Here is a 17,576-nt window from a genome sequence, read left to right as displayed (position 1 = left end):
AATACAGAAAAAGGTAACAAGAGTTAAAATCCGCCGATTTTTTCCACGCATTCTTGATCCTGCTCGCCATATTGGCCCCTCGGCGCGCCCGCCGCAGGCTGCGTGCGGGGAAAGGCTTATGCTATGATTCGCTATCCCAAAGAAAAATATGAGTTCCCTGATGCTGGAAGCCAAAAGTCTGAGTTGCGTGCGCGATGAGCGCATCCTGTTTAGCGAGCTAAGCTTTTCAGTTCAGCCGGGCGATATCATTCAGGTAGAAGGGCCGAACGGCGCGGGCAAGACCAGTTTGCTGCGCATCCTCGCCGGTCTGGCGCGGCCGGACGGCGGTGAGGTGTGCTGGCGCGGGCGCAACACGTTGCGCGATCGCGCGGCGTATCAGCAAGATTTGCTGTTTATCGGCCATCAACCGGGCATCAAAGCCGTATTGACACCCTTTGAAAATCTGCAGTTTTATCAGGCGGTGCGCGGCGCGGTCGAGCATCAGGCCATCTGGCGCGCGCTGGAGCAGGTGGGGTTGGTGGGGTACGAAGATCTGCCGGTGGCGCAGCTTTCGGCCGGGCAACAGCGGCGGGTGGCGCTGGCGCGATTGTGGCTCAGCGCGGCGCCGCTGTGGATCCTCGATGAACCCTTGACGGCAATCGATAAACAGGGCGTGGCCGAGTTGATTAGCCTTTTTGAACAACATGCGCAGCGGGGCGGCATGGTATTGTTGACCACGCATCAGGATTTGGCCGGCGTCAGCCAAACGGTGGGCAAAATTCGTTTGGCGGAACACGACGCGGGGAGTTTGTGATGTTTTTGACTCTGGTGCGTCGCGAATTGAAGATCGCCTGCCGTAAAGGGTCGGAGATCGTCAACCCACTGTGGTTTTTCCTGATTGTGATCACGCTGTTCCCGCTGGGGATTGGCCCTGAACCGCAGCTGCTGGCGCGCATTGCGCCGGGCATCGTGTGGGTGGCGGCGCTGCTGGCTTCGCTGCTGTCGCTGGAGCGGCTGTTTCGCGACGACTTTCTCGACGGTTCGCTGGAGCAGCTGTTGCTGCTGCCGACGCCGCTGCCGATGACGGTGCTGGGCAAAGTGTGTGCTCACTGGGTTGTGACGGGATTGCCGCTGCTGATCCTGTCGCCGCTGGTGGCGCTGCTGCTGTCGCTTGATATGCAAACCTGGCTGGCGGTGGCGGGTACGCTGCTGCTCGGCACGCCGACGCTGAGTCTGATCGGCGCTATCGGCGTGGGGCTGACCGTCGGCCTGCGCAAAGGGGGCGTGCTGCTCAGCCTGCTGGTGCTGCCGCTGTATATCCCGGTGCTGATCTTCGCCACCGGCGCGATCGACGCCGCCTCGATGGGCATGCCGATCGACGGTTATCTGGCGATACTCGGCGCGATGCTGGCGGGCAGCGTGACATTGGCGCCGTTTGCCACCGCGGCGGCGCTGCGAGTGAGCGTGCACTAGCTAACGTATTGAATGAACAGACGGGGCAAGGCCGACAAGAGCGTACCCCGCAGAAGATTTTCGCCGTTTCGAACGCTCGGAGCGGCCGACGCATAAAAATTACCGTGAGCACTGACGACAATGTGGAAATGGTTACATCAACTGGCGCGGCCCGAACGGCTGTATCACGTCTGCGGCCGCTTTATCCCCTGGCTGGGGCTGGCGGCGGCGGCCTGCCTGCTGCTCGGCTGGGCATGGGGCTTTGGCTTCGCGCCGAAGGATTATCAGCAGGGCGACAGCTTCCGCATCATTTATATTCATGTGCCGGCGGCCATGTGGTCGATGGGCATCTACGCCTCGATGGCGGTGGCGGCGTTTATCGGCCTGGTGTGGCAGATGAAAATGTCCGATACCGTGGTGGCGGCGATGGCGCCGATCGGCGCGGTGTTCACCTTTATCGCGCTGGTGACCGGCTCCGCCTGGGGTAAGCCGATGTGGGGCACCTGGTGGGTATGGGACGCGCGGCTGACCTCCGAGCTGGTGCTGCTGTTCCTCTATATGGGCGTTATCGCGCTGTATAACGCTTTTGAAGACCGCCGCCTGGCGGGCCGGGCCGCCGGGATTCTGGTGCTGGTAGGCGTGGTGAATATCCCGATCATCCATTTCTCTGTCGAATGGTGGAACACGCTGCATCAGGGGTCGACCAACATGCAGCAATCCATTGCGCCCAGCATGCGCACCCCGCTGCGCTGGGCGATCCTCGGTTACCTGCTGTTGTTCATTACGCTGACGCTGATGCGCCTGCGCAATCTGATCCTGTTCCAGGAGCGCCAGCGCCCGTGGGTCGCCGGGCTGGTGAATAAGGAGCGTCAGTCATGAATGCCGCGTTCGATTCCTGGCCGGCGTTTTTCGCCATGGGCGGTTATGCCTTCTATGTCTGGCTGGCGGTTGCCGTCACGCTGATTTCGCTGTTGGGGCTGGTGGCGCACACCGTCTGGCAGCGGCGGCTATTGCTCGCCGAGATCGGCCGCCGTCAGGCGCGCGAGCGGCGCATTCGCCATGCGCAACAATCAAAACAAAAATCCGCCGCACCGCGGGAGAAATCATTGTGAATCCACGTCGTAAAAGCCGCCTTTATCTGGCGATCGTTGTGCTGATCGGCATCGCGCTGACCGCAACCCTGATGCTGTACGCGCTGCGCTCCAACATCGATCTGTTCTACACCCCGGGTGAAATCCTGCAGGGCAAGGGCGAAAACCATGAGAAGCCCGAGGTCGGCCAGCGGCTGCGCATCGGAGGCATGGTGATGCCGGGCTCGGTGAAACGCGATCCCAATACGCTGCAGGTCAGCTTCAAGATTTACGATGCGCGCGGCGCGATCGGCGTGACCTACACCGGCATTCTGCCGGACCTGTTCCGCGAAGGGCAGGGCGTGGTGGCGCAGGGCGTGCTGGGCGAGGGCAACGTGGTCAACGCGCGCGAAGTGCTGGCCAAACACGATGAGAAATACACCCCGCCGGAAGTGGCCGACGCGATGAAAGAGAATCACCAAGGGCCGGCGGAAGCGTATAACGCGCCGCAGGCGGAGGGCGCCAAGTCATGATGCCGGAACTGGGCAGTTTTCTGCTGTGCCTGGCGCTGGCGATCGCGCTGCTGCTGAGCATTTACCCGCAGTGGGGCGCGGCGCGGCAGGACAGCCGCATGATGGCGGTGGCCCGCCCGCTGACCTACGGCATGTTCGCCGCGATTGCGCTGGCGTTCCTGTGCCTGGTGCATGCCTTCGTGGTTAACGACTTTACCGTCGCCTACGTGGCCACCAACTCCAATACCCAACTGCCGGTGTATTACCGCATCGCCGCCACTTGGGGGGCGCACGAGGGTTCGCTGCTGCTGTGGGTGCTGCTGCTGAGCTGCTGGTCGCTGGCGGTGGCGTTGTGCAGCCGTGCGATGCCGCAGGATGCGGTGGCGCGAGTGCTGTCGGTGATGGGGATGATCACCGCCGGTTTCCTGCTGTTTATCATCATGACCTCCAACCCGTTCACCCGCACGTTGCCGAATTTCCCGATTGACGGCAGCGATCTCAACCCGCTGCTGCAGGATATCGGCCTGATCTTCCACCCGCCGCTGCTGTACATGGGCTATGTCGGTTTCTCGGTCGCCTTTGCGTTCGCCATCGCCTCGCTGATGGCCGGCCGGCTCGACACCGCCTGGGCGCGCTGGTCACGCCCGTGGACCACCGCCGCCTGGGTGTTCCTCACGCTGGGCATCGTGCTCGGATCGGCCTGGGCCTACTATGAGCTGGGCTGGGGCGGCTGGTGGTTCTGGGATCCGGTGGAGAACGCTTCCTTTATGCCGTGGCTGGCCGGCACCGCGCTGATGCATTCGCTGGCGGTGACCGAGAAACGCGGCACGTTCAAAGCCTGGACGGTGTTGCTGGCGATCACCGCTTTCTCGCTGTGCCTGCTGGGCACCTTCCTGGTGCGCTCCGGCGTGCTGGTCTCGGTGCACTCCTTCGCCTCCGACCCGGCGCGCGGCATGTTTATTCTCGCCTATCTGGTGATCGTCATCGGCGGTTCGCTGCTGCTGTACGCGGTCAAGGGCGGCCAGGTGCGCAGCCGGGTGCAGCACGAGACCTTCTCGCGCGAGACCTTCCTGCTGGGCAACAACGTGCTGCTGATCGCCGCCATGCTGGTGGTGCTGTTGGGCACGCTGCTGCCGCTGGTGCACAAACAGTTGGGGCTGGGCAGCATTTCGATCGGCGAGCCGTTCTTCAACACCATGTTCACCTGGCTGATGGCGCCGCTGGCGCTGCTGTTGGGCATCGGGCCGCTGGTGCGCTGGCGCCGCGATGAGCCGGGCAAGCTTTGGCGCCGCCTCGGCGTGGCGCTGCTGGTGACGCTGGTGCTGTCGATTCTGCTGCCGTGGCTGTTGCAGGACAGCATCGCCGGCATGACGGTGGTGGGCCTGATTATGGCGCTGTGGGTGATCATCCTGACGCTGATGGAGCTGCATGAGCGCGCCACCCATCGTCACGGTTTCTGGCGCGGCCTGCGGCAGCTGTCCCGCAGCCACTGGGGCATGGTGCTCGGCCACCTCGGCGTGGCGGTGACGGTGATCGGCATCGCCTTCAGCCAGAACTACAGCGTGGAGCGCGACGTGCGGATGAAGGCCGGCGACAGCGTGGATATCCACAACTATCACTTCGTGTTCCGCGACGTGCACGACATTCGCGGCCCGAACTACAGCGGCGGCGTCGGCATCATCGACGTCACGCGCAACGGCAAGCCGGAGGCGACGCTGCACGCGGAGAAACGCTACTACAGCGTGGCGCGCAGCATGATGACCGAGGCGGCGATCGACGGCGGGTTCAGCCGCGATCTGTACGCGGCGCTGGGCGAGGAGCTGGAAGACGGATCCTGGGCGGTGCGTCTGTATTACAAACCCTTCGTGCGCTGGATCTGGTTCGGCGGCGTCTTTATGGCGATCGGCGGCCTGCTGTGCATTCTCGATCCGCGTTATCGCATGAGCAAAAAGCTCAAGCGCGAAGGCAAGCTGGAGGCGCAATCATGAAGCGTAAGCTGCTGTTTATCCCGTTGGTGCTCTTCCTGCTGCTGGTGGCGGCCCTGATGGTGCAACTGACGCGCAACGCCGGCGGCGAAGATCCGACCATGCTGGAGTCGGCGCTGATCGGCAAACCGGTGCCGACCTTCAGGCTGGAATCGTTGGATCAGCCGGGCAAAACCTACGATCAGGCGGTGCTGCGTGACGGCAAGCCGATCTTGCTCAACGTCTGGGCGACCTGGTGCCCGACCTGCCGCGCGGAGCACCAGTATCTCAATACGCTGGCGGCGCGCGGCGTGCGGGTGGTCGGCCTGAACTATAAAGACGATCGCGCCAAGGCGGTGACCTGGCTTAATTCCCTCGGCAATCCCTATGCGCTCAGCCTGTACGACGGCGACGGCATGCTGGGATTGGATCTCGGGGTGTACGGCGCGCCTGAGACCTTCCTTATCGACGGACAGGGGATCATTCGCTATCGCCACGCCGGCGACATGAACGAGCGCGTCTGGCAGCAGGAAGTGCTGCCGCTGTATAGAAAGTACGGGGGTGAGGCATGAGGCTGATTGCCCTGCTGTTCGCCGCATTGCTGAGCTGGAGCGCCGCTGCGGCGATCGATACCTATCGCTTCAACTCCGTTGAGCAGGAGCAACAGTATCGCGAGTTGACCGAACAGCTGCGCTGCCCGAAATGCCAGAACAACAGCATTGCCGATTCCAACGCCATTATCGCCGCAGACATGCGCACCAAGGTGTACGAGCTGATGATGCAGGGGCAAAGCAAGCAGCAGATCATCGATTACATGGTGGCGCGTTATGGCAATTTCGTCACCTACGAACCGCCGGTAACGCCGGCGACGCTGATCTTGTGGATCGGCCCGCTGCTGTTCGTGCTGATAGGCGGGGCGGTGGTGATCCTGCGCACCCGTCGCCGGCCCGATGCGGCGGTGGACGATGAATTCTCCGAACGGGAACGGCAGCGCCTGGCGGCGTTGTTGCAAGAGACTGACAGGAAGAAACCCTAATGGCTTTTTGGCTGATTATTTGCGTGTTGCTGGCCGGCGCCGCCGCGTTGCTGGTGGTGCCGGCGATGCGCCGCGGCAAGCAGAGCGCCGCTACGCGCGATGTGCTGAACAAGGCGTTCTATCAGGATCGCCTCAGCGAACTGGAGCAGGACGAGCAGCAGGGTGTGGTGGCCGAGCGCCCGGAGCTGGTTAAAGAGCTGCAACAGAACCTGTTGAACGACATCCCCGTCGAACAGGCAGAGCAGGCGAACCCGATCAACCGTTGGGCGTTAGTGCCGGGCGTGCTGTTATTGCTGGCGGTGACCGTTGGCTTTTATCTGAAAACCGGCGGGTTGGCGCAGGTGCTGGATTGGCGTCTGGTGCAGGCGCAAATGCCGGAATTGCGTGAGCGCGTCGCCAATGAGCGCGCCAAACCGCTGAGCATGGAAGAGATCGCTCGCCTCGGGCTGGGGCTGCGCACCGAGCTGCAGCAGGACGATCGCAATATCAATGACTGGATGATGCTGGGGCGCGTCGGCATGGCGTTGAACAACGCCACCACCGCCACGCAGGCATTTGCTCATGCCTATCAATTGGATCCGAATAGTCTGGAAGTGCGGCTCGGCTATGCCGAGGTCTTGACGCGATCCAACGATCCGGAGGATAACAAGCAGGCGACGCAGCTGTTGCGGCGCATGATCGCGGAAAATCACAGCGATCCGCGGGTGCTCAGCCTGCTGGCGTTTAACGCTTTCGAACAGGGCGATTTCAAACAGGCGATCGGCGCCTGGCAAGTGATGCTGCAGCTGCTGCCGGCCAACGATCCGCGCGCGGAAGTGATAAAGCGCAGTATTGCACAAGCAAAAGCCCAGGCCGGCGGAGAAACTGTTAAACTGAATGTGACTGTTTCACTGTCACCGCAGGCGGCGAAAGCCATGCCGCCGCAGGGGACGCTGGTTATCTCGGTGACCGACGGCGTCAGCCCGGTGCCGGTCGCGGTAAAACAATTGCCGCTGAGCCGTTTTCCGCTGTCTTTCTCTCTGGACGACAGCAACGCCATGATGCCCGAGCGTCTACTCTCGGCACAGCATCAGGTGCAGGTGCGTGTGCGCCTCTCACAGGACGGATTGGCCACGCCGCAGCCGGGGGACTGGTTCGGCGAAAGCTCGCTGCAGACATTCAGCGGCAAAGAGCAGGTTAGCGTTCAGATAAACAAGCAGGTCCCTGAAAAATAAGACCGAACGTGTTTTTATGGAGAAAAATATGAACTTTCGCCTGACTGGGGTGGCATTCGCAGCGGCATTACTGGTGGGCTGTGCCAGCGCGCCAGACAATGAGCCGCAAGGGCGTTCCGATCCTCTGGAAGGATTTAACCGGACGATGTTCGACTTCAACTACAACGTCCTGGATCCTTATATCCTGCGTCCGGTCGCGGTGGCCTGGCGTGACTACGTGCCGATGCCGGCGCGTAACGGCATCAGCAACTTCACCTCCAACCTGGAAGAGCCGGCCAGCATGGTCAACGCCTTCCTGAAGGGGGATCCTTACCGCGGGATGATCCACTTCAACCGTTTCTTCCTGAACACCCTGCTCGGGATGGGCGGCCTGATCGACGTGGCCGGCATGGCCAACCCGAAACTGGCGCGCGAAGAGCCGAACCGTTTCGGCAGCACGTTGGGGCATTACGATGTGGGCTACGGTCCGTACGTGATGCTGCCGGGCTACGGCAGCTTTACCCTGCGTGAAGACGGCGGCGACTTTGCGGATACGCTGTATCCGATGCTGAGCTACCTGACTTTCTGGATGTCGGCGGGCAAATGGGTGGTCGAGGGTATCGAAACTCGCGCTCAACTGCTGGATTCCGACGGCCTGCTGCGCAACTCCTCCGATCCTTATGTCATGGTGCGCGAAGCTTACTTCCAGCGCCACGACTTCATCGCCAACGGCGGTTCGCTCAAGCCGGAAGAGAACCCGAACGCCAAGGCGATTCAGGGCGATCTGGACGAGATCGACTCGCAGTAACCGCCGGCTTTATGCCCATGAAAACCCGCCGTCTGGCGGGTTTTTTTACGCCCGCTGCGAGCGACAGGCAAAGAAAAAGCGCCCCGCGGGGCGCTTTGGCATCCATCTCAAGCGAGATTAGAAGCGGTAGTTGAAGTTGGCGCCGTACAGCCAGGCTTTACCCACCGAGTTGAAGGTGTAAGGACCTTCATTGATGGTGACTTTCTGGCCGTGCATGTAGGACACGCCGACGTCAACCGAGGCGTCTTTGTTGAACGCATAGGTAGTACCGGCACTCAGCCAGAAACGATCCTGATCGGGAATGGAAATCGAACGGTTTTGGGCAGGCACCGGGCTGTCATCGAAGGCGATACCGGTACGGAAGGTCCAGTTGTCGTCGTAGAAGTAGGTGGTGCCCAATGCGATACGGTAGGCATCGCGGAAGCCTTCATGCTTCTCGAACAGCGTCTGGCCGTTGTTGCCGGTGGCTCTCAGCTCCTGGAACTGGCTCCAACTGGTATAAGCCAGGCTGTAGTGAACGGCCCACTGCGGCGCCACTTTGTTGTAACCGGACAGCTCCCACATTTCCGGCAGGTTCAGATCCAGAGAACCTGGAATGGTGCTGCCGCTGGTGCCCCACGGTAAACCAACGCCCAGCGCCTGGGTAATTGGGTTGTACTGTGCCGGCAGGCTGCTCTTGTAATCGCCGTCGAACTTGATTTTCACTTCAGAGCGATAGGTGAAGCCGTAACGGTTGTTTTCATCCACTTCGTAGAGAATACCGGCGTTCCAGCCGAAGCCCCATTTATCGCCTTTCAGGTGAGAAATCTGGGTATCGCCAGGGATTTGAGCGATCATTCCGGCTTGCTGCTGCGTTAATCTACCGGTTTGTAAGCCTTGAGCGGCCAATAGCTTAGGCAATTCACCGGCGTAACGCTCGAGTTTAGCCTTGGCGTAGACGGCGTCAAAGCCCAGGCCAAAGCTGAAGTGTTGGTCCAGACGATAGGCGCCGCTCAGGTTCAGGTTCAGGGTTTCCAGATCGGTTTTACCGCCGTAAGCGCCTGCGGTGTAACCGTTATTGAATTCGGTCGCCAAACCGAAGTTGCTGGTGACCGAGCCGCCTACGGCGAATTGATCGTTAATCGGGTGAACATAATGCAGGTTCGGCACCCAGGCGGTCGGCGCGATGTTTTTCGCATCCAGACTGGCGCGGGAAGGCGAGGTACCGGAAATATCTACGTCCGGATCGATGAAGACTGCGCCGAAAGAGAGTTCCGGGCGGGTATACATCATCAGCAACGCCGGGTTGCGGCTTGCGGAGGCCGCCGTATCCGCCATGGCGCCTTCGCCAGAATACGAACGTCCTAAACCAGCTGATGAGAACTCATTCAGCTGGAATCCTGCGGCAGACACGTTTGAAGAAATAATTGCCACTGCAGCTGCGAGAGCTGATTTAGTCAATAGGTTTTTCTGGCTCATGACCAAAACCTCATTATGTGTTTATTATTTAAACTATTGTTACACGAAGTAACAAGGAGCGCGGGATTGTAGGGTCCGTTATCGTTCAGACAAATCAGACCAGTGGCTGAAGTATAGGTCTGACCTGTGAAAATGTTGCAAGTTTGTTTTTGAAATATTTCCACTCTGATATCAAAAAAGAGATCTGCTTAACAAAAAGACAGTGGTAAATAACAAAATTCTTACCATTTCTTAGCAGGCGCTCATTTTTATTTGTGATTTCCATCACTTAAAACACCCAGTAAAAGTAAGTGCTAGTGATTGCCGGCTTGGGAGCGTAAAATACCCACAGAATTTCGTGGCTTTGCGCCGGTGAATAAAACGGCAATTTGGGCTGATAACAGAGGCCCTTGAGGAGAACCAACCATGTCAGATGCAATTAATAAATGCAGCGCCCAGGAAACCGCCGCGTGTTGCTGCGTGGATGTCGGCACCGTGATGGATAACACCGATTGCACCGCATCCTACAGCCAGGTGTTCAGCAATCAACAAGATGCGGAGGCGATGCTGGCGGCCCTGAGCGAAAAGGCTCGCGCGGTCGAATCCGATCCCTGTGACATCAGCAGTAGCATTAAACCGGTTGACGGCGGCGTACAATTGGAAGCCGATTTTACCTTCGCCTGCCAGGCGGAAACCCTGATCTTCCAGCTCGGCCTGCGTTAATCCCCGCTTTACCCCCGGCGCCGCCTGCTGCGCGCCGGGGATTTCCTTCCCTGCCTCGTTCCCGATAGAAAGTGCGCCTGCTCGCAGTTTTGATCTCTGCCGGTTTGCCAAATGTAACCGTTTGGTTAACAATGACCTCATCAGGTCAGACCTCTTTCTGCCCATTGCGCTGACGTTATTTTCTTCAGGAGCATTTATGAGTAAGGCACTGCCGTTGGTGACCCGTCATGGTGACCGCATTGCGATTGTGAATGGACTGCGTACCCCCTTTGCCAAACAGGCGACCGCCTATCACGGCATTCCGGCGGTGGATTTAGGGAAAACGGCGGTGAGCGAGCTGTTGGCGCGCAGCGGTATCGAGCCGCAACTGATCGAACAACTGGTGTTCGGCCAGGTGGTGCAAATGCCCGAGGCGCCGAACATCGCGCGTGAGATCGTGCTTGGCACCGGCATGAGCGTTCATACCGACGCCTACAGCGTGTCGCGCGCCTGCGCCACCAGTTTCCAGGCGATCGCCAACGTGGCGGAGAGCATCATGGCCGGCAGCATCAGCGTCGGCATCGCCGGCGGGGCCGACTCTTCTTCCGTCTTGCCGATCGGCGTCAGCAAGGCGCTGGCACGCACGCTGGTGGACGTCAACAAGGCGCGCACGCTGTCGCAGCGTCTCAAACTGTTCAGCCGGCTGAAATTCCGCGATCTGATGCCGGTGCCGCCGGCGGTGGCGGAGTATTCCACCGGCTTGCGCATGGGCGATACCGCCGAACAGATGGCGAAAAGCCACGGCATCACCCGTGAAGCGCAGGATGCGCTGGCGCACCGTTCGCATGAGCTGGCGGCCAGGGCCTGGCAGGAGGGGTGGCTGCGCGATGAGGTGATGACCGCCTACGTGCCGCCGTACCGCGCACAGCTTTCTGAAGACAACAACATCCGCAAAGACTCCAGCCTGGCTTCCTACGCCAAGCTGAAACCGGCGTTCGATCGCAAGCACGGCAGCGTCACTGCGGCCAACAGCACGCCGTTGACCGACGGTGCGGCGGCGGTACTGATGATGAGCGAATCGCGCGCCAAAGCGCTGGGGCTGCAGCCGCTCGGCTATCTGCGCAGTTTCGCCTTCGCCGCCATCGACGTGTGGGAAGACATGCTGCTGGGGCCCTCCTACGCCACGCCGCTGGCGCTGGATCGCGCCGGCATCGGCCTGGCCGATCTGACGCTCATCGACATGCATGAAGCCTTCGCCGCGCAAACGCTGGCCAACCTGAAGATGTTCGCCAGCGAAGCGTTCGCCCGCGAGAAGCTTGGCCGCAGCCAGGCAATCGGCGAAGTGGACATGGACAAATTCAACGTATTGGGCGGTTCTATCGCCTATGGTCACCCGTTCGCCGCCACCGGCGCGCGCATGATTACCCAGACGCTGCGTGAGCTGAAACGCCGCGGCGGCGGGCTGGGCCTGACCACCGCCTGCGCCGCCGGCGGGTTAGGGGCCGCGATGATCGTGGAGGTGGAATGATGAGCGTCGAAAACGCATTGCACGAGCAGCGCGCCAAACCGTCGGCCTTTCAACTGACGATCCGCCCCGACAACATCGGCGTGATCACCATCGACGTGCCGGGCGACAAGGTCAATACGCTCAAGGCCGAGTTCGTCGAACAGGTTAACGACGTGCTGATCCGCGCGCAGCAGCATACTGCGCTGGAAGGGCTGGTGATCGTTTCCGGCAAGCCGGACTCGTTTATCGCCGGCGCTGATATCACCATGATCGCCGCCTGCACCAGCGCCAAAGAGGCGGAAACGCTGGCCAAGAAAGGGCAGAGCACGCTGGCGCAGATCGCCGCCTTCCCGGTACCGGTGGTGGCGGCCATCCACGGCGCCTGCCTGGGCGGCGGGCTGGAATTAGCGCTGGCCTGCCACGGCCGCGTCTGTTCGCTGGATGACAAAACCGCGCTCGGTCTGCCGGAAGTGCAGCTGGGCCTGCTGCCGGGCTCCGGTGGCACTCAGCGCCTGCCGCGCCTGATAGGCGCCGCCAAGGCGCTGGACATGATCCTGACCGGCAAGCACATTCGCGCCCGCCAGGCGTTGCGCATGGGGCTGGTGGACGACGCCGTGCCGCAATCGATTTTGCTGCAGACCGCCATCGAGCGGGTGAAACAGGGCTGGAAGCATCAGCGCGAGCTGCCGTGGCAGGATCGTCTGCTCAACGGCCCGCTGGGCAGAAATCTGCTGTTCAGCATCGTGCGCAAGAAAACGTTGGCGAAAACGCACGGCAACTACCCGGCGGCGGAGCGCATCATTCAGGTGGTGCGCACCGGGCTGGATCACGGCAGCGCCAGCGGCTATGAAGCCGAAGCGCGCGCCTTTGGCGAGCTGGCGATGACGCCGCAATCGGCGGCGCTGCGCAGCCTGTTCTTCGCTTCCACCGCGCTGAAAAAAGAGCGGGGCGGCGATGCTCAGCCGCGCGCCTTGCATCGCGTCGGCATTCTCGGCGGCGGCCTGATGGGTGGCGGCATCGCCTGCGTCACCGCCACGCGCGGCGGTTTGCCGGTTCGCATCAAAGACATCAATGAAACTGGCATCAATCATGCGCTGAAATACAGTTGGGACGTGCTCGGCAAGCGGGTGCGCAGCAAGCGCATGCGCCCGGCGGAACGGCAAAAACAGATGATGCTGATCTCCGGCTCTACCGATTACACCGGCTTCGAGCAGGTGGATATCGTGGTCGAGGCGGTGTTTGAGGATCTGGCGCTGAAGCAGAAGATGGTGGCCGAGGTCGAAGCGAACTGCGCGCCGCATACCGTGTTCGCCTCCAATACTTCCTCGCTGCCTATCGGTCAAATCGCCGAACAGGCCCAGCGGCCGCAGCAGGTGATCGGTCTGCACTACTTCAGCCCGGTGGACAAAATGCCGCTGGTGGAAGTGATCCCGCACGCTGGCACAAGCGAAGAGACTATCGCGACCACCGTGGCGCTGGCGCACAAGCAGGGCAAGACCGCCATCGTGGTGGGCGACAGCGCCGGTTTTTATGTCAACCGCATCCTGGCGCCGTACATCAACGAAGCGGCGCGCTGCCTGCTGGAAGGCGAGCCCATTGAATCGCTGGACAAAGTGCTGGTGGACTTCGGCTTCCCGGTCGGCCCCATCACCTTGTTGGACGAAGTGGGCATCGACGTCGGCACCAAGATCATTCCGGTGCTGGTTGAGGCGCTGGGGCCGCGCTTCGCCGCGCCTGCCGCGTTCGAGGCGGTGCTGAAGGACGGGCGCAAAGGGCGCAAGAACGGCCGCGGCTTCTATCTTTACCCGAGCGAGGGGCAGCAGCGTCAGCGGCGCAAGCGAGCGGACACCTCATTGTATACGTTGCTCGGCGTCACGCCGAAGGCGCACATGCTGCCGGCGACCATTGCCCAGCGCTGCGTGATGATGATGCTGAACGAAGCGGCGCGCTGTCTGGATGAAGGCGTGATCCGCAGCGCGCGCGACGGTGACATCGGTGCGGTATTCGGCATCGGTTTCCCGCCGTTCCTTGGCGGCCCGTTCCGTTATATGGATGAACTCGGCGCCGAGAAAGTGGTGAAGACGCTGGACTACCTGCGTCAGCAGCACGGCGAGCACTTCGCGCCGTGCGAGCGCCTGCAGCGCATGGCGCAGCAGGGCGAACGTTTTTACCCGCTGGGGAGTTGAACGCAGGGCGGCCCGATTTGCACTATAGTTGCAACAGGGCCGCGTTGTGATCGCCATCACTCCTTGCGACAGCGTCAGCCCGTGAGGCTGTACAGCAAGGCTGCGGCAGCGGTAAGTTAGCTTGAGCGCCATCAATAATTTTCATGGCGGAAAGGTTAAAATTTAACCCGTTGAATTGATTGTTCTATGAGCAATCGAGGTTTGCCCGGGGAGGATTGCTGTAAAAAACAGCATTTTCTTTACGCAAACTTTCAGGCAAAATGCCCGGCCGCCATAAAGAGACGGCGCGTTATCGTTTTAAAGCTTTGGCTTTGGGGTTGTAAAACTCGGCGGTACAGCACGCACGGCGTTTCTGTATAGCGTTACTTTGTCAACAACAGCGGTGCAATATGCAAGTTTTGATTATGCGTCACGGAGAGGCGGCGCTCGAGGCAGCCAGCGATGCGGTAAGGCCCCTTACCCTGTGCGGCCGCGACGAGTCCCGTCAGATGGCGGCCTGGTTGAACACCAAGTCTGTGGATATTGAACGCGTGCTGGTCAGCCCCTATCTGCGGGCCGAACAGACGCTGGCGACGGTGCGTGAAGCCTTGACGCTGCCGGAGGGCGAAGAAGTGCTGCCTGAACTGACGCCGGGCGGGAACGCCGAACAAGTCGGCAGCTATCTTCAGGCGCTGGCGATGCAAGGGGTGAGCTCGGTGCTGATCGTGTCGCACCTGCCGCTGGTGGGGTATCTGGTGGCGGAACTGTGTCCGGGCGAGTGCCCGCCGATGTTCGCGACCTCGGCGATCGCCAACGTCGATCTGCCGGCGGACGGCAGCTACGGCAAATTTGAATGGCAGGTCAGCCCTTCGCAGGTGATGGCCAAAGTGTGAGCCGCGGATGCGGTGCGGAATAAACTCAGGGCGATGTCTGACATCGCCCTGAGTCGTTTCTGCGGGAGGCTATTCTGCCAGCTCCACCAACAGCAGGACGGCGGCGTTGCCGCCCCATTCCTTCGGCGCCTGATGGAACGCCAGCACGTCGGGATGCTGCGCCAGCCACAGCGGCGTTTGCTGTTTGAGAATGTGTTTGCCGTGCCCGTGCATCACGCAGGCGCAGTGCACATGCTCGCGTTTGCAGGCGGCGATCAGCGCCCCCAATTCCTGCTTGGCCTGCAGCTGAGTCAGGCCGTGCAAATCAAGAAACAGCTCCGGCGAATAATCGCCGCGTCGCAGCTTCTTCAGCTCATACGGGCTGCTGCCGGGGCGCACGTAGCGCGTCGGGCCTTCCTCTTCCAGCTGCGGCTGATATTCATCTGAAAAATAATAGCTGGCATCGACCTGCTCCTGCAGCAGCCGCTGCGGCGCGACCTGTTTGACCTTGAGCTTCGGCGGGCGGTGGACGATGGTGTCCTGGCGCAGCTTTTTTGCGCCCGCCACCGACTCTCTGAAGAGCTGTTGTTCGTCTTTGCTCAGAGGGGGCTTGTTCTTCATGCTTCATTCACCGGAAATCGTTTATTTCGCTAGTTTACCTTGTGAATGAGCGCTGTCGACGCAAAACTCGGGCCAGAGTGAAAAGCGCGAGGGGCGCGCGTGATTTGTCGCGGGCTTCATGGCAAACTATGCGGCTAAATCATGAAACACAGCGCCTGCCGGAGGGCAAATTGGACAAAATTTTCGTCGACGAAGCAGTGAACGAACTGCACACCATTCAAGATATGCTGCGCTGGACGGTAAGCCGTTTCAACGCCGCCAATATCTATTATGGTCACGGAACCGACAATCCGTGGGACGAAGCGGTGCAATTGGTGCTGCCAAGCCTGTTTCTGCCGTTGGACATTCCGGAGGACATGCATACCGCTCGTCTGACTTCCAGCGAGCGCCATCGCATCGTTGAGCGCGTGATCCGCCGCGTCAACGAGCGTATCCCGGTCGCCTACCTGACCAACAAGGCCTGGTTCTGCGGCATGGAATTCTACGTCGACGAACGCGTGCTGGTGCCGCGCTCGCCGATCGGCGAGTTGATCAACGATCGTTTCAGCGCGCTGATCCCGCACCCGCCGCGCCATATTCTCGACATGTGCACCGGCAGCGGCTGCATCGCCATCGCCTGTGGCTACGCTTTCCCGGAAGCGGAAGTGGACGCGGTGGACATCTCCAGCGAAGTGCTGGCGGTGACCGAGCGCAATATTCAGGCGCACGGCGTCGAGCACCAGGTGATCCCGATCCGTTCCGATCTGTTCCGCGACGTTCCCGCGATCCAGTACGATCTGATCGTCACCAACCCGCCGTACGTCGATGCGGAAGACATGTCGGATCTGCCGCAGGAGTTCCGCTTTGAGCCGGAACTGGGGCTGGCGGCGGGCAGCGACGGCCTGAAGCTGGTGCGCCGCATCCTGGCCTGCGCGCCGGACTACCTGACCGACGACGGCGTGCTGATTTGTGAAGTGGGCAACAGCATGGTACATCTGATGGAACAATATCCGGACATCCCGTTCACCTGGCTGGAATTCGAAAACGGCGGCGACGGCGTGTTCATGCTGACCAAACAGCAGCTGGTGGATTGCAAGGATCACTTCAGCCTCTATCGCAGCTAAGCCGCATTTCCAAGGCCCGCATGGCGGGCCTCATAACGATAAAAGACTAACGGTAAGGAGCCGTGATGGCAGGAAACAGTATTGGGCAGATTTTCCGCGTCACCACCTTCGGTGAATCTCACGGGGTGGCGCTGGGTTGTATCGTCGACGGCGTGCCGCCCGGCATCCCGCTCACCGAAGCCGATTTGCAACACGATCTGGACCGCCGTCGTCCGGGCACCTCGCGTTACACCACCCAGCGTCGCGAACCGGATCAGGTGCGCATTCTCTCCGGCGTATTCGAAGGCGTGACCACCGGCACCAGCATCGGTCTGATCATTGAAAACACCGATCAGCGCTCGCAAGACTACAGCGCCATCAAAGACGTGTTCCGTCCCGGGCATGCCGACTACACCTACGAACAGAAATACGGTCTGCGCGACTATCGCGGCGGCGGCCGCTCTTCGGCGCGTGAAACCGCCATGCGTGTCGCGGCGGGCGCTATCGCCAAGAAATACCTGCAGCAGAAGTTCGGCGTGCAGGTGCGCGGCTATCTGGCGCAGATCGGCGACGTGACCTGCGAGCTGAAAGACTGGGATCAGGTCGAACAGAACCCGTTCTTCTGCCCGGATCCGGACAAGCTGGAAGCGCTGGACGAACTGATGCGCGCGCTGAAAAAAGAGGGTGACTCCATCGGCGCCAAGGTCAGCGTGATTGCGGAAAACGTGCCGGTTGGCCTGGGCGAGCCGGTGTTTGACCGCCTCGATGCCGATCTGGCTCACGCGCTGATGAGCATCAACGCGGTGAAAGGCGTGGAGATCGGCGACGGATTCGCCGTGGTGAGCAAACGCGGCAGCGAAAACCGCGATGAAATCACCCCGGAAGGCTTCCAAAGCAACCATGCTGGCGGCATTCTCGGCGGCATCAGCAGCGGCCAACCGGTGATCGCGCATCTGGCGCTGAAGCCAACCTCCAGCATCATGGTGCCGGGCCGCACCATCAATCGCCACGGGGAAGCGGTGGAAATGGTCACCCGCGGTCGCCACGATCCGTGCGTGGGCATCCGCGCCGTACCGATCGCCGAAGCGATGATGGCGATCGTGTTGATGGATCACCTGCTGCGCCAGCGTGCGCAAAACGGTGATGTGGTTTCCGACGTGCCTCGCTGGTAATCGC

18 protein-coding genes are annotated in these 17,576 nt (G+C 60.9%); 16 read left to right on the top strand and 2 right to left on the bottom strand.

All coding sequences use genetic code 11. From position 1 onward, the window contains the following. Positions 1-160: 160 nt before the first annotated feature. The 10 genes from ccmA to mlaA all read left to right on the top strand — a co-directional run bounded on the left by ccmA (position 161) and on the right by mlaA (position 8,014). Positions 161-793 (top strand): cytochrome c biogenesis heme-transporting ATPase CcmA, encoded by a 633-nt coding sequence (ccmA, locus tag CPH57_RS13810; protein WP_047574213.1) that lies wholly within the window; start codon positions 161-163, stop codon positions 791-793. Next, positions 793-1,452, top strand: a complete 660-nt coding sequence (ccmB, locus tag CPH57_RS13805) for a heme exporter protein CcmB (protein ID WP_025303731.1) — start codon at positions 793-795, stop codon at positions 1,450-1,452. Before ccmA ends, ccmB begins: the two co-directional genes overlap by 1 nt. Positions 1,453-1,572: 120 nt before the next feature. Then, a complete protein-coding gene (locus CPH57_RS13800) occupies positions 1,573-2,310 on the top strand; it encodes a heme ABC transporter permease (RefSeq protein ID WP_042785127.1) in 738 nt (245 codons plus the stop codon). Beyond that, positions 2,307-2,543 carry a heme exporter protein CcmD gene (gene ccmD / locus CPH57_RS13795; RefSeq protein ID WP_033651976.1) on the top strand — a complete coding sequence of 79 codons (237 nt, stop codon included), beginning with the start codon at positions 2,307-2,309 and terminating at the stop codon, positions 2,541-2,543. Before CPH57_RS13800 ends, ccmD begins: the two co-directional genes overlap by 4 nt. Next, positions 2,540-3,034 carry a cytochrome c maturation protein CcmE gene (gene ccmE / locus CPH57_RS13790; RefSeq protein WP_046687569.1) on the top strand — a complete coding sequence of 165 codons (495 nt, stop codon included), beginning with the start codon at positions 2,540-2,542 and terminating at the stop codon, positions 3,032-3,034. Before ccmD ends, ccmE begins: the two co-directional genes overlap by 4 nt. Continuing rightward, positions 3,031-5,001 carry a heme lyase CcmF/NrfE family subunit gene (locus CPH57_RS13785; RefSeq protein WP_033632468.1) on the top strand — a complete coding sequence of 657 codons (1,971 nt, stop codon included), beginning with the start codon at positions 3,031-3,033 and terminating at the stop codon, positions 4,999-5,001. Before ccmE ends, CPH57_RS13785 begins: the two co-directional genes overlap by 4 nt. Then, positions 4,998-5,549: a DsbE family thiol:disulfide interchange protein gene (locus CPH57_RS13780; protein ID WP_033643916.1), complete on the top strand. Its 552-nt coding sequence runs from the start codon at positions 4,998-5,000 to the stop codon at positions 5,547-5,549. The genes CPH57_RS13785 and CPH57_RS13780 overlap by 4 nt, the downstream gene beginning before the upstream one ends. Next, positions 5,546-6,013 carry a cytochrome c-type biogenesis protein gene (locus tag CPH57_RS13775; protein WP_033643915.1) on the top strand — a complete coding sequence of 156 codons (468 nt, stop codon included), beginning with the start codon at positions 5,546-5,548 and terminating at the stop codon, positions 6,011-6,013. The genes CPH57_RS13780 and CPH57_RS13775 overlap by 4 nt, the downstream gene beginning before the upstream one ends. Continuing rightward, positions 6,013-7,227: a c-type cytochrome biogenesis protein CcmI gene (gene ccmI / locus CPH57_RS13770; RefSeq protein WP_096242464.1), complete on the top strand. Its 1,215-nt coding sequence runs from the start codon at positions 6,013-6,015 to the stop codon at positions 7,225-7,227. The genes CPH57_RS13775 and ccmI overlap by 1 nt, the downstream gene beginning before the upstream one ends. Positions 7,228-7,255: 28 nt before the next feature. Next, positions 7,256-8,014, top strand: coding sequence for a phospholipid-binding lipoprotein MlaA (gene mlaA, locus CPH57_RS13765; protein ID WP_033643913.1), 759 nt, complete (start codon positions 7,256-7,258; stop codon positions 8,012-8,014). Positions 8,015-8,131: 117 nt separating this feature from the next. Here mlaA and fadL read toward each other — a convergent pair whose 3' ends face one another. Continuing rightward, positions 8,132-9,472 carry a long-chain fatty acid transporter FadL gene (fadL, locus tag CPH57_RS13760; RefSeq protein WP_042785124.1) on the bottom strand — a complete coding sequence of 447 codons (1,341 nt, stop codon included), beginning with the start codon at positions 9,470-9,472 and terminating at the stop codon, positions 8,132-8,134. A gap of 405 nt (positions 9,473-9,877) precedes the next feature. Here fadL and CPH57_RS13755 point away from each other — a divergent pair, with 405 nt between their 5' ends. The 4 genes from CPH57_RS13755 (at position 9,878) to sixA (ending at position 14,718) form a co-directional block, all read left to right on the top strand. Further along, positions 9,878-10,174: a YfcZ/YiiS family protein gene (locus CPH57_RS13755; RefSeq protein WP_072145088.1), complete on the top strand. Its 297-nt coding sequence runs from the start codon at positions 9,878-9,880 to the stop codon at positions 10,172-10,174. 196 nt (positions 10,175-10,370) lie between these two features. Further along, entirely contained in the window at positions 10,371-11,681 is a 1,311-nt protein-coding gene (gene fadI / locus CPH57_RS13750) for an acetyl-CoA C-acyltransferase FadI (protein ID WP_046687567.1), read from the top strand. Continuing rightward, a complete protein-coding gene (gene fadJ / locus CPH57_RS13745) occupies positions 11,681-13,846 on the top strand; it encodes a fatty acid oxidation complex subunit alpha FadJ (RefSeq protein WP_096242463.1) in 2,166 nt (721 codons plus the stop codon). The genes fadI and fadJ overlap by 1 nt, the downstream gene beginning before the upstream one ends. A gap of 389 nt (positions 13,847-14,235) precedes the next feature. After that, complete coding sequence (gene sixA, locus CPH57_RS13740) at positions 14,236-14,718, top strand: phosphohistidine phosphatase SixA (protein WP_004936230.1); 483 nt, start codon at positions 14,236-14,238, stop codon at positions 14,716-14,718. A gap of 69 nt (positions 14,719-14,787) precedes the next feature. Here sixA and smrB read toward each other — a convergent pair whose 3' ends face one another. After that, positions 14,788-15,318 carry an endonuclease SmrB gene (smrB, locus tag CPH57_RS13735; RefSeq protein ID WP_025303720.1) on the bottom strand — a complete coding sequence of 177 codons (531 nt, stop codon included), beginning with the start codon at positions 15,316-15,318 and terminating at the stop codon, positions 14,788-14,790. A gap of 170 nt (positions 15,319-15,488) precedes the next feature. On the opposite strand from smrB, the gene prmB reads away from it, so the two are divergent. Next, positions 15,489-16,421: a 50S ribosomal protein L3 N(5)-glutamine methyltransferase gene (gene prmB, locus CPH57_RS13730; RefSeq protein ID WP_025160157.1), complete on the top strand. Its 933-nt coding sequence runs from the start codon at positions 15,489-15,491 to the stop codon at positions 16,419-16,421. Positions 16,422-16,486: 65 nt separating this feature from the next. Continuing rightward, the gene (gene aroC, locus CPH57_RS13725) at positions 16,487-17,572 is read left to right on the top strand and encodes a chorismate synthase (RefSeq protein WP_096242462.1); all 1,086 of its coding nucleotides are present in this window, start codon (positions 16,487-16,489) and stop codon (positions 17,570-17,572) included. Positions 17,573-17,576: the final 4 nt, after the last annotated feature.

Source organism: Serratia sp. JKS000199 (assembly GCF_900215455.1).
Classification (GTDB): domain Bacteria; phylum Pseudomonadota; class Gammaproteobacteria; order Enterobacterales; family Enterobacteriaceae; genus Serratia; species Serratia ureilytica.
Note: the sequence above shows the minus strand (reverse complement) of the source record. Positions and strands in the feature narration are given on the sequence as shown.

Bases quoted from the DNA above. Each gene is read 5' to 3' on its own strand.
- ccmA (WP_047574213.1), top strand. From the start codon at position 161: ATGCTGGAAGCCAAAAGTCTGAGTTGCGTGCGCGATGAGCGCATCCTG.
- ccmB (WP_025303731.1), top strand. From the start codon at position 793: ATGTTTTTGACTCTGGTGCGTCGCGAATTGAAGATCGCCTGCCGTAAA.
- CPH57_RS13800 (WP_042785127.1), top strand. From the start codon at position 1,573: ATGTGGAAATGGTTACATCAACTGGCGCGGCCCGAACGGCTGTATCAC.
- ccmD (WP_033651976.1), top strand. From the start codon at position 2,307: ATGAATGCCGCGTTCGATTCCTGGCCGGCGTTTTTCGCCATGGGCGGT.
- CPH57_RS13785 (WP_033632468.1), top strand. From the start codon at position 3,031: ATGATGCCGGAACTGGGCAGTTTTCTGCTGTGCCTGGCGCTGGCGATC.
- CPH57_RS13780 (WP_033643916.1), top strand. From the start codon at position 4,998: ATGAAGCGTAAGCTGCTGTTTATCCCGTTGGTGCTCTTCCTGCTGCTG.
- CPH57_RS13775 (WP_033643915.1), top strand. From the start codon at position 5,546: ATGAGGCTGATTGCCCTGCTGTTCGCCGCATTGCTGAGCTGGAGCGCC.
- ccmI (WP_096242464.1), top strand. From the start codon at position 6,013: ATGGCTTTTTGGCTGATTATTTGCGTGTTGCTGGCCGGCGCCGCCGCG.
- mlaA (WP_033643913.1), top strand. From the start codon at position 7,256: ATGAACTTTCGCCTGACTGGGGTGGCATTCGCAGCGGCATTACTGGTG.
- fadL (WP_042785124.1), bottom strand. From the start codon at position 9,472: ATGAGCCAGAAAAACCTATTGACTAAATCAGCTCTCGCAGCTGCAGTG.
- CPH57_RS13755 (WP_072145088.1), top strand. From the start codon at position 9,878: ATGTCAGATGCAATTAATAAATGCAGCGCCCAGGAAACCGCCGCGTGT.
- fadI (WP_046687567.1), top strand. From the start codon at position 10,371: ATGAGTAAGGCACTGCCGTTGGTGACCCGTCATGGTGACCGCATTGCG.
- fadJ (WP_096242463.1), top strand. From the start codon at position 11,681: ATGAGCGTCGAAAACGCATTGCACGAGCAGCGCGCCAAACCGTCGGCC.
- sixA (WP_004936230.1), top strand. From the start codon at position 14,236: ATGCAAGTTTTGATTATGCGTCACGGAGAGGCGGCGCTCGAGGCAGCC.
- smrB (WP_025303720.1), bottom strand. From the start codon at position 15,318: ATGAAGAACAAGCCCCCTCTGAGCAAAGACGAACAACAGCTCTTCAGA.
- aroC (WP_096242462.1), top strand. From the start codon at position 16,487: ATGGCAGGAAACAGTATTGGGCAGATTTTCCGCGTCACCACCTTCGGT.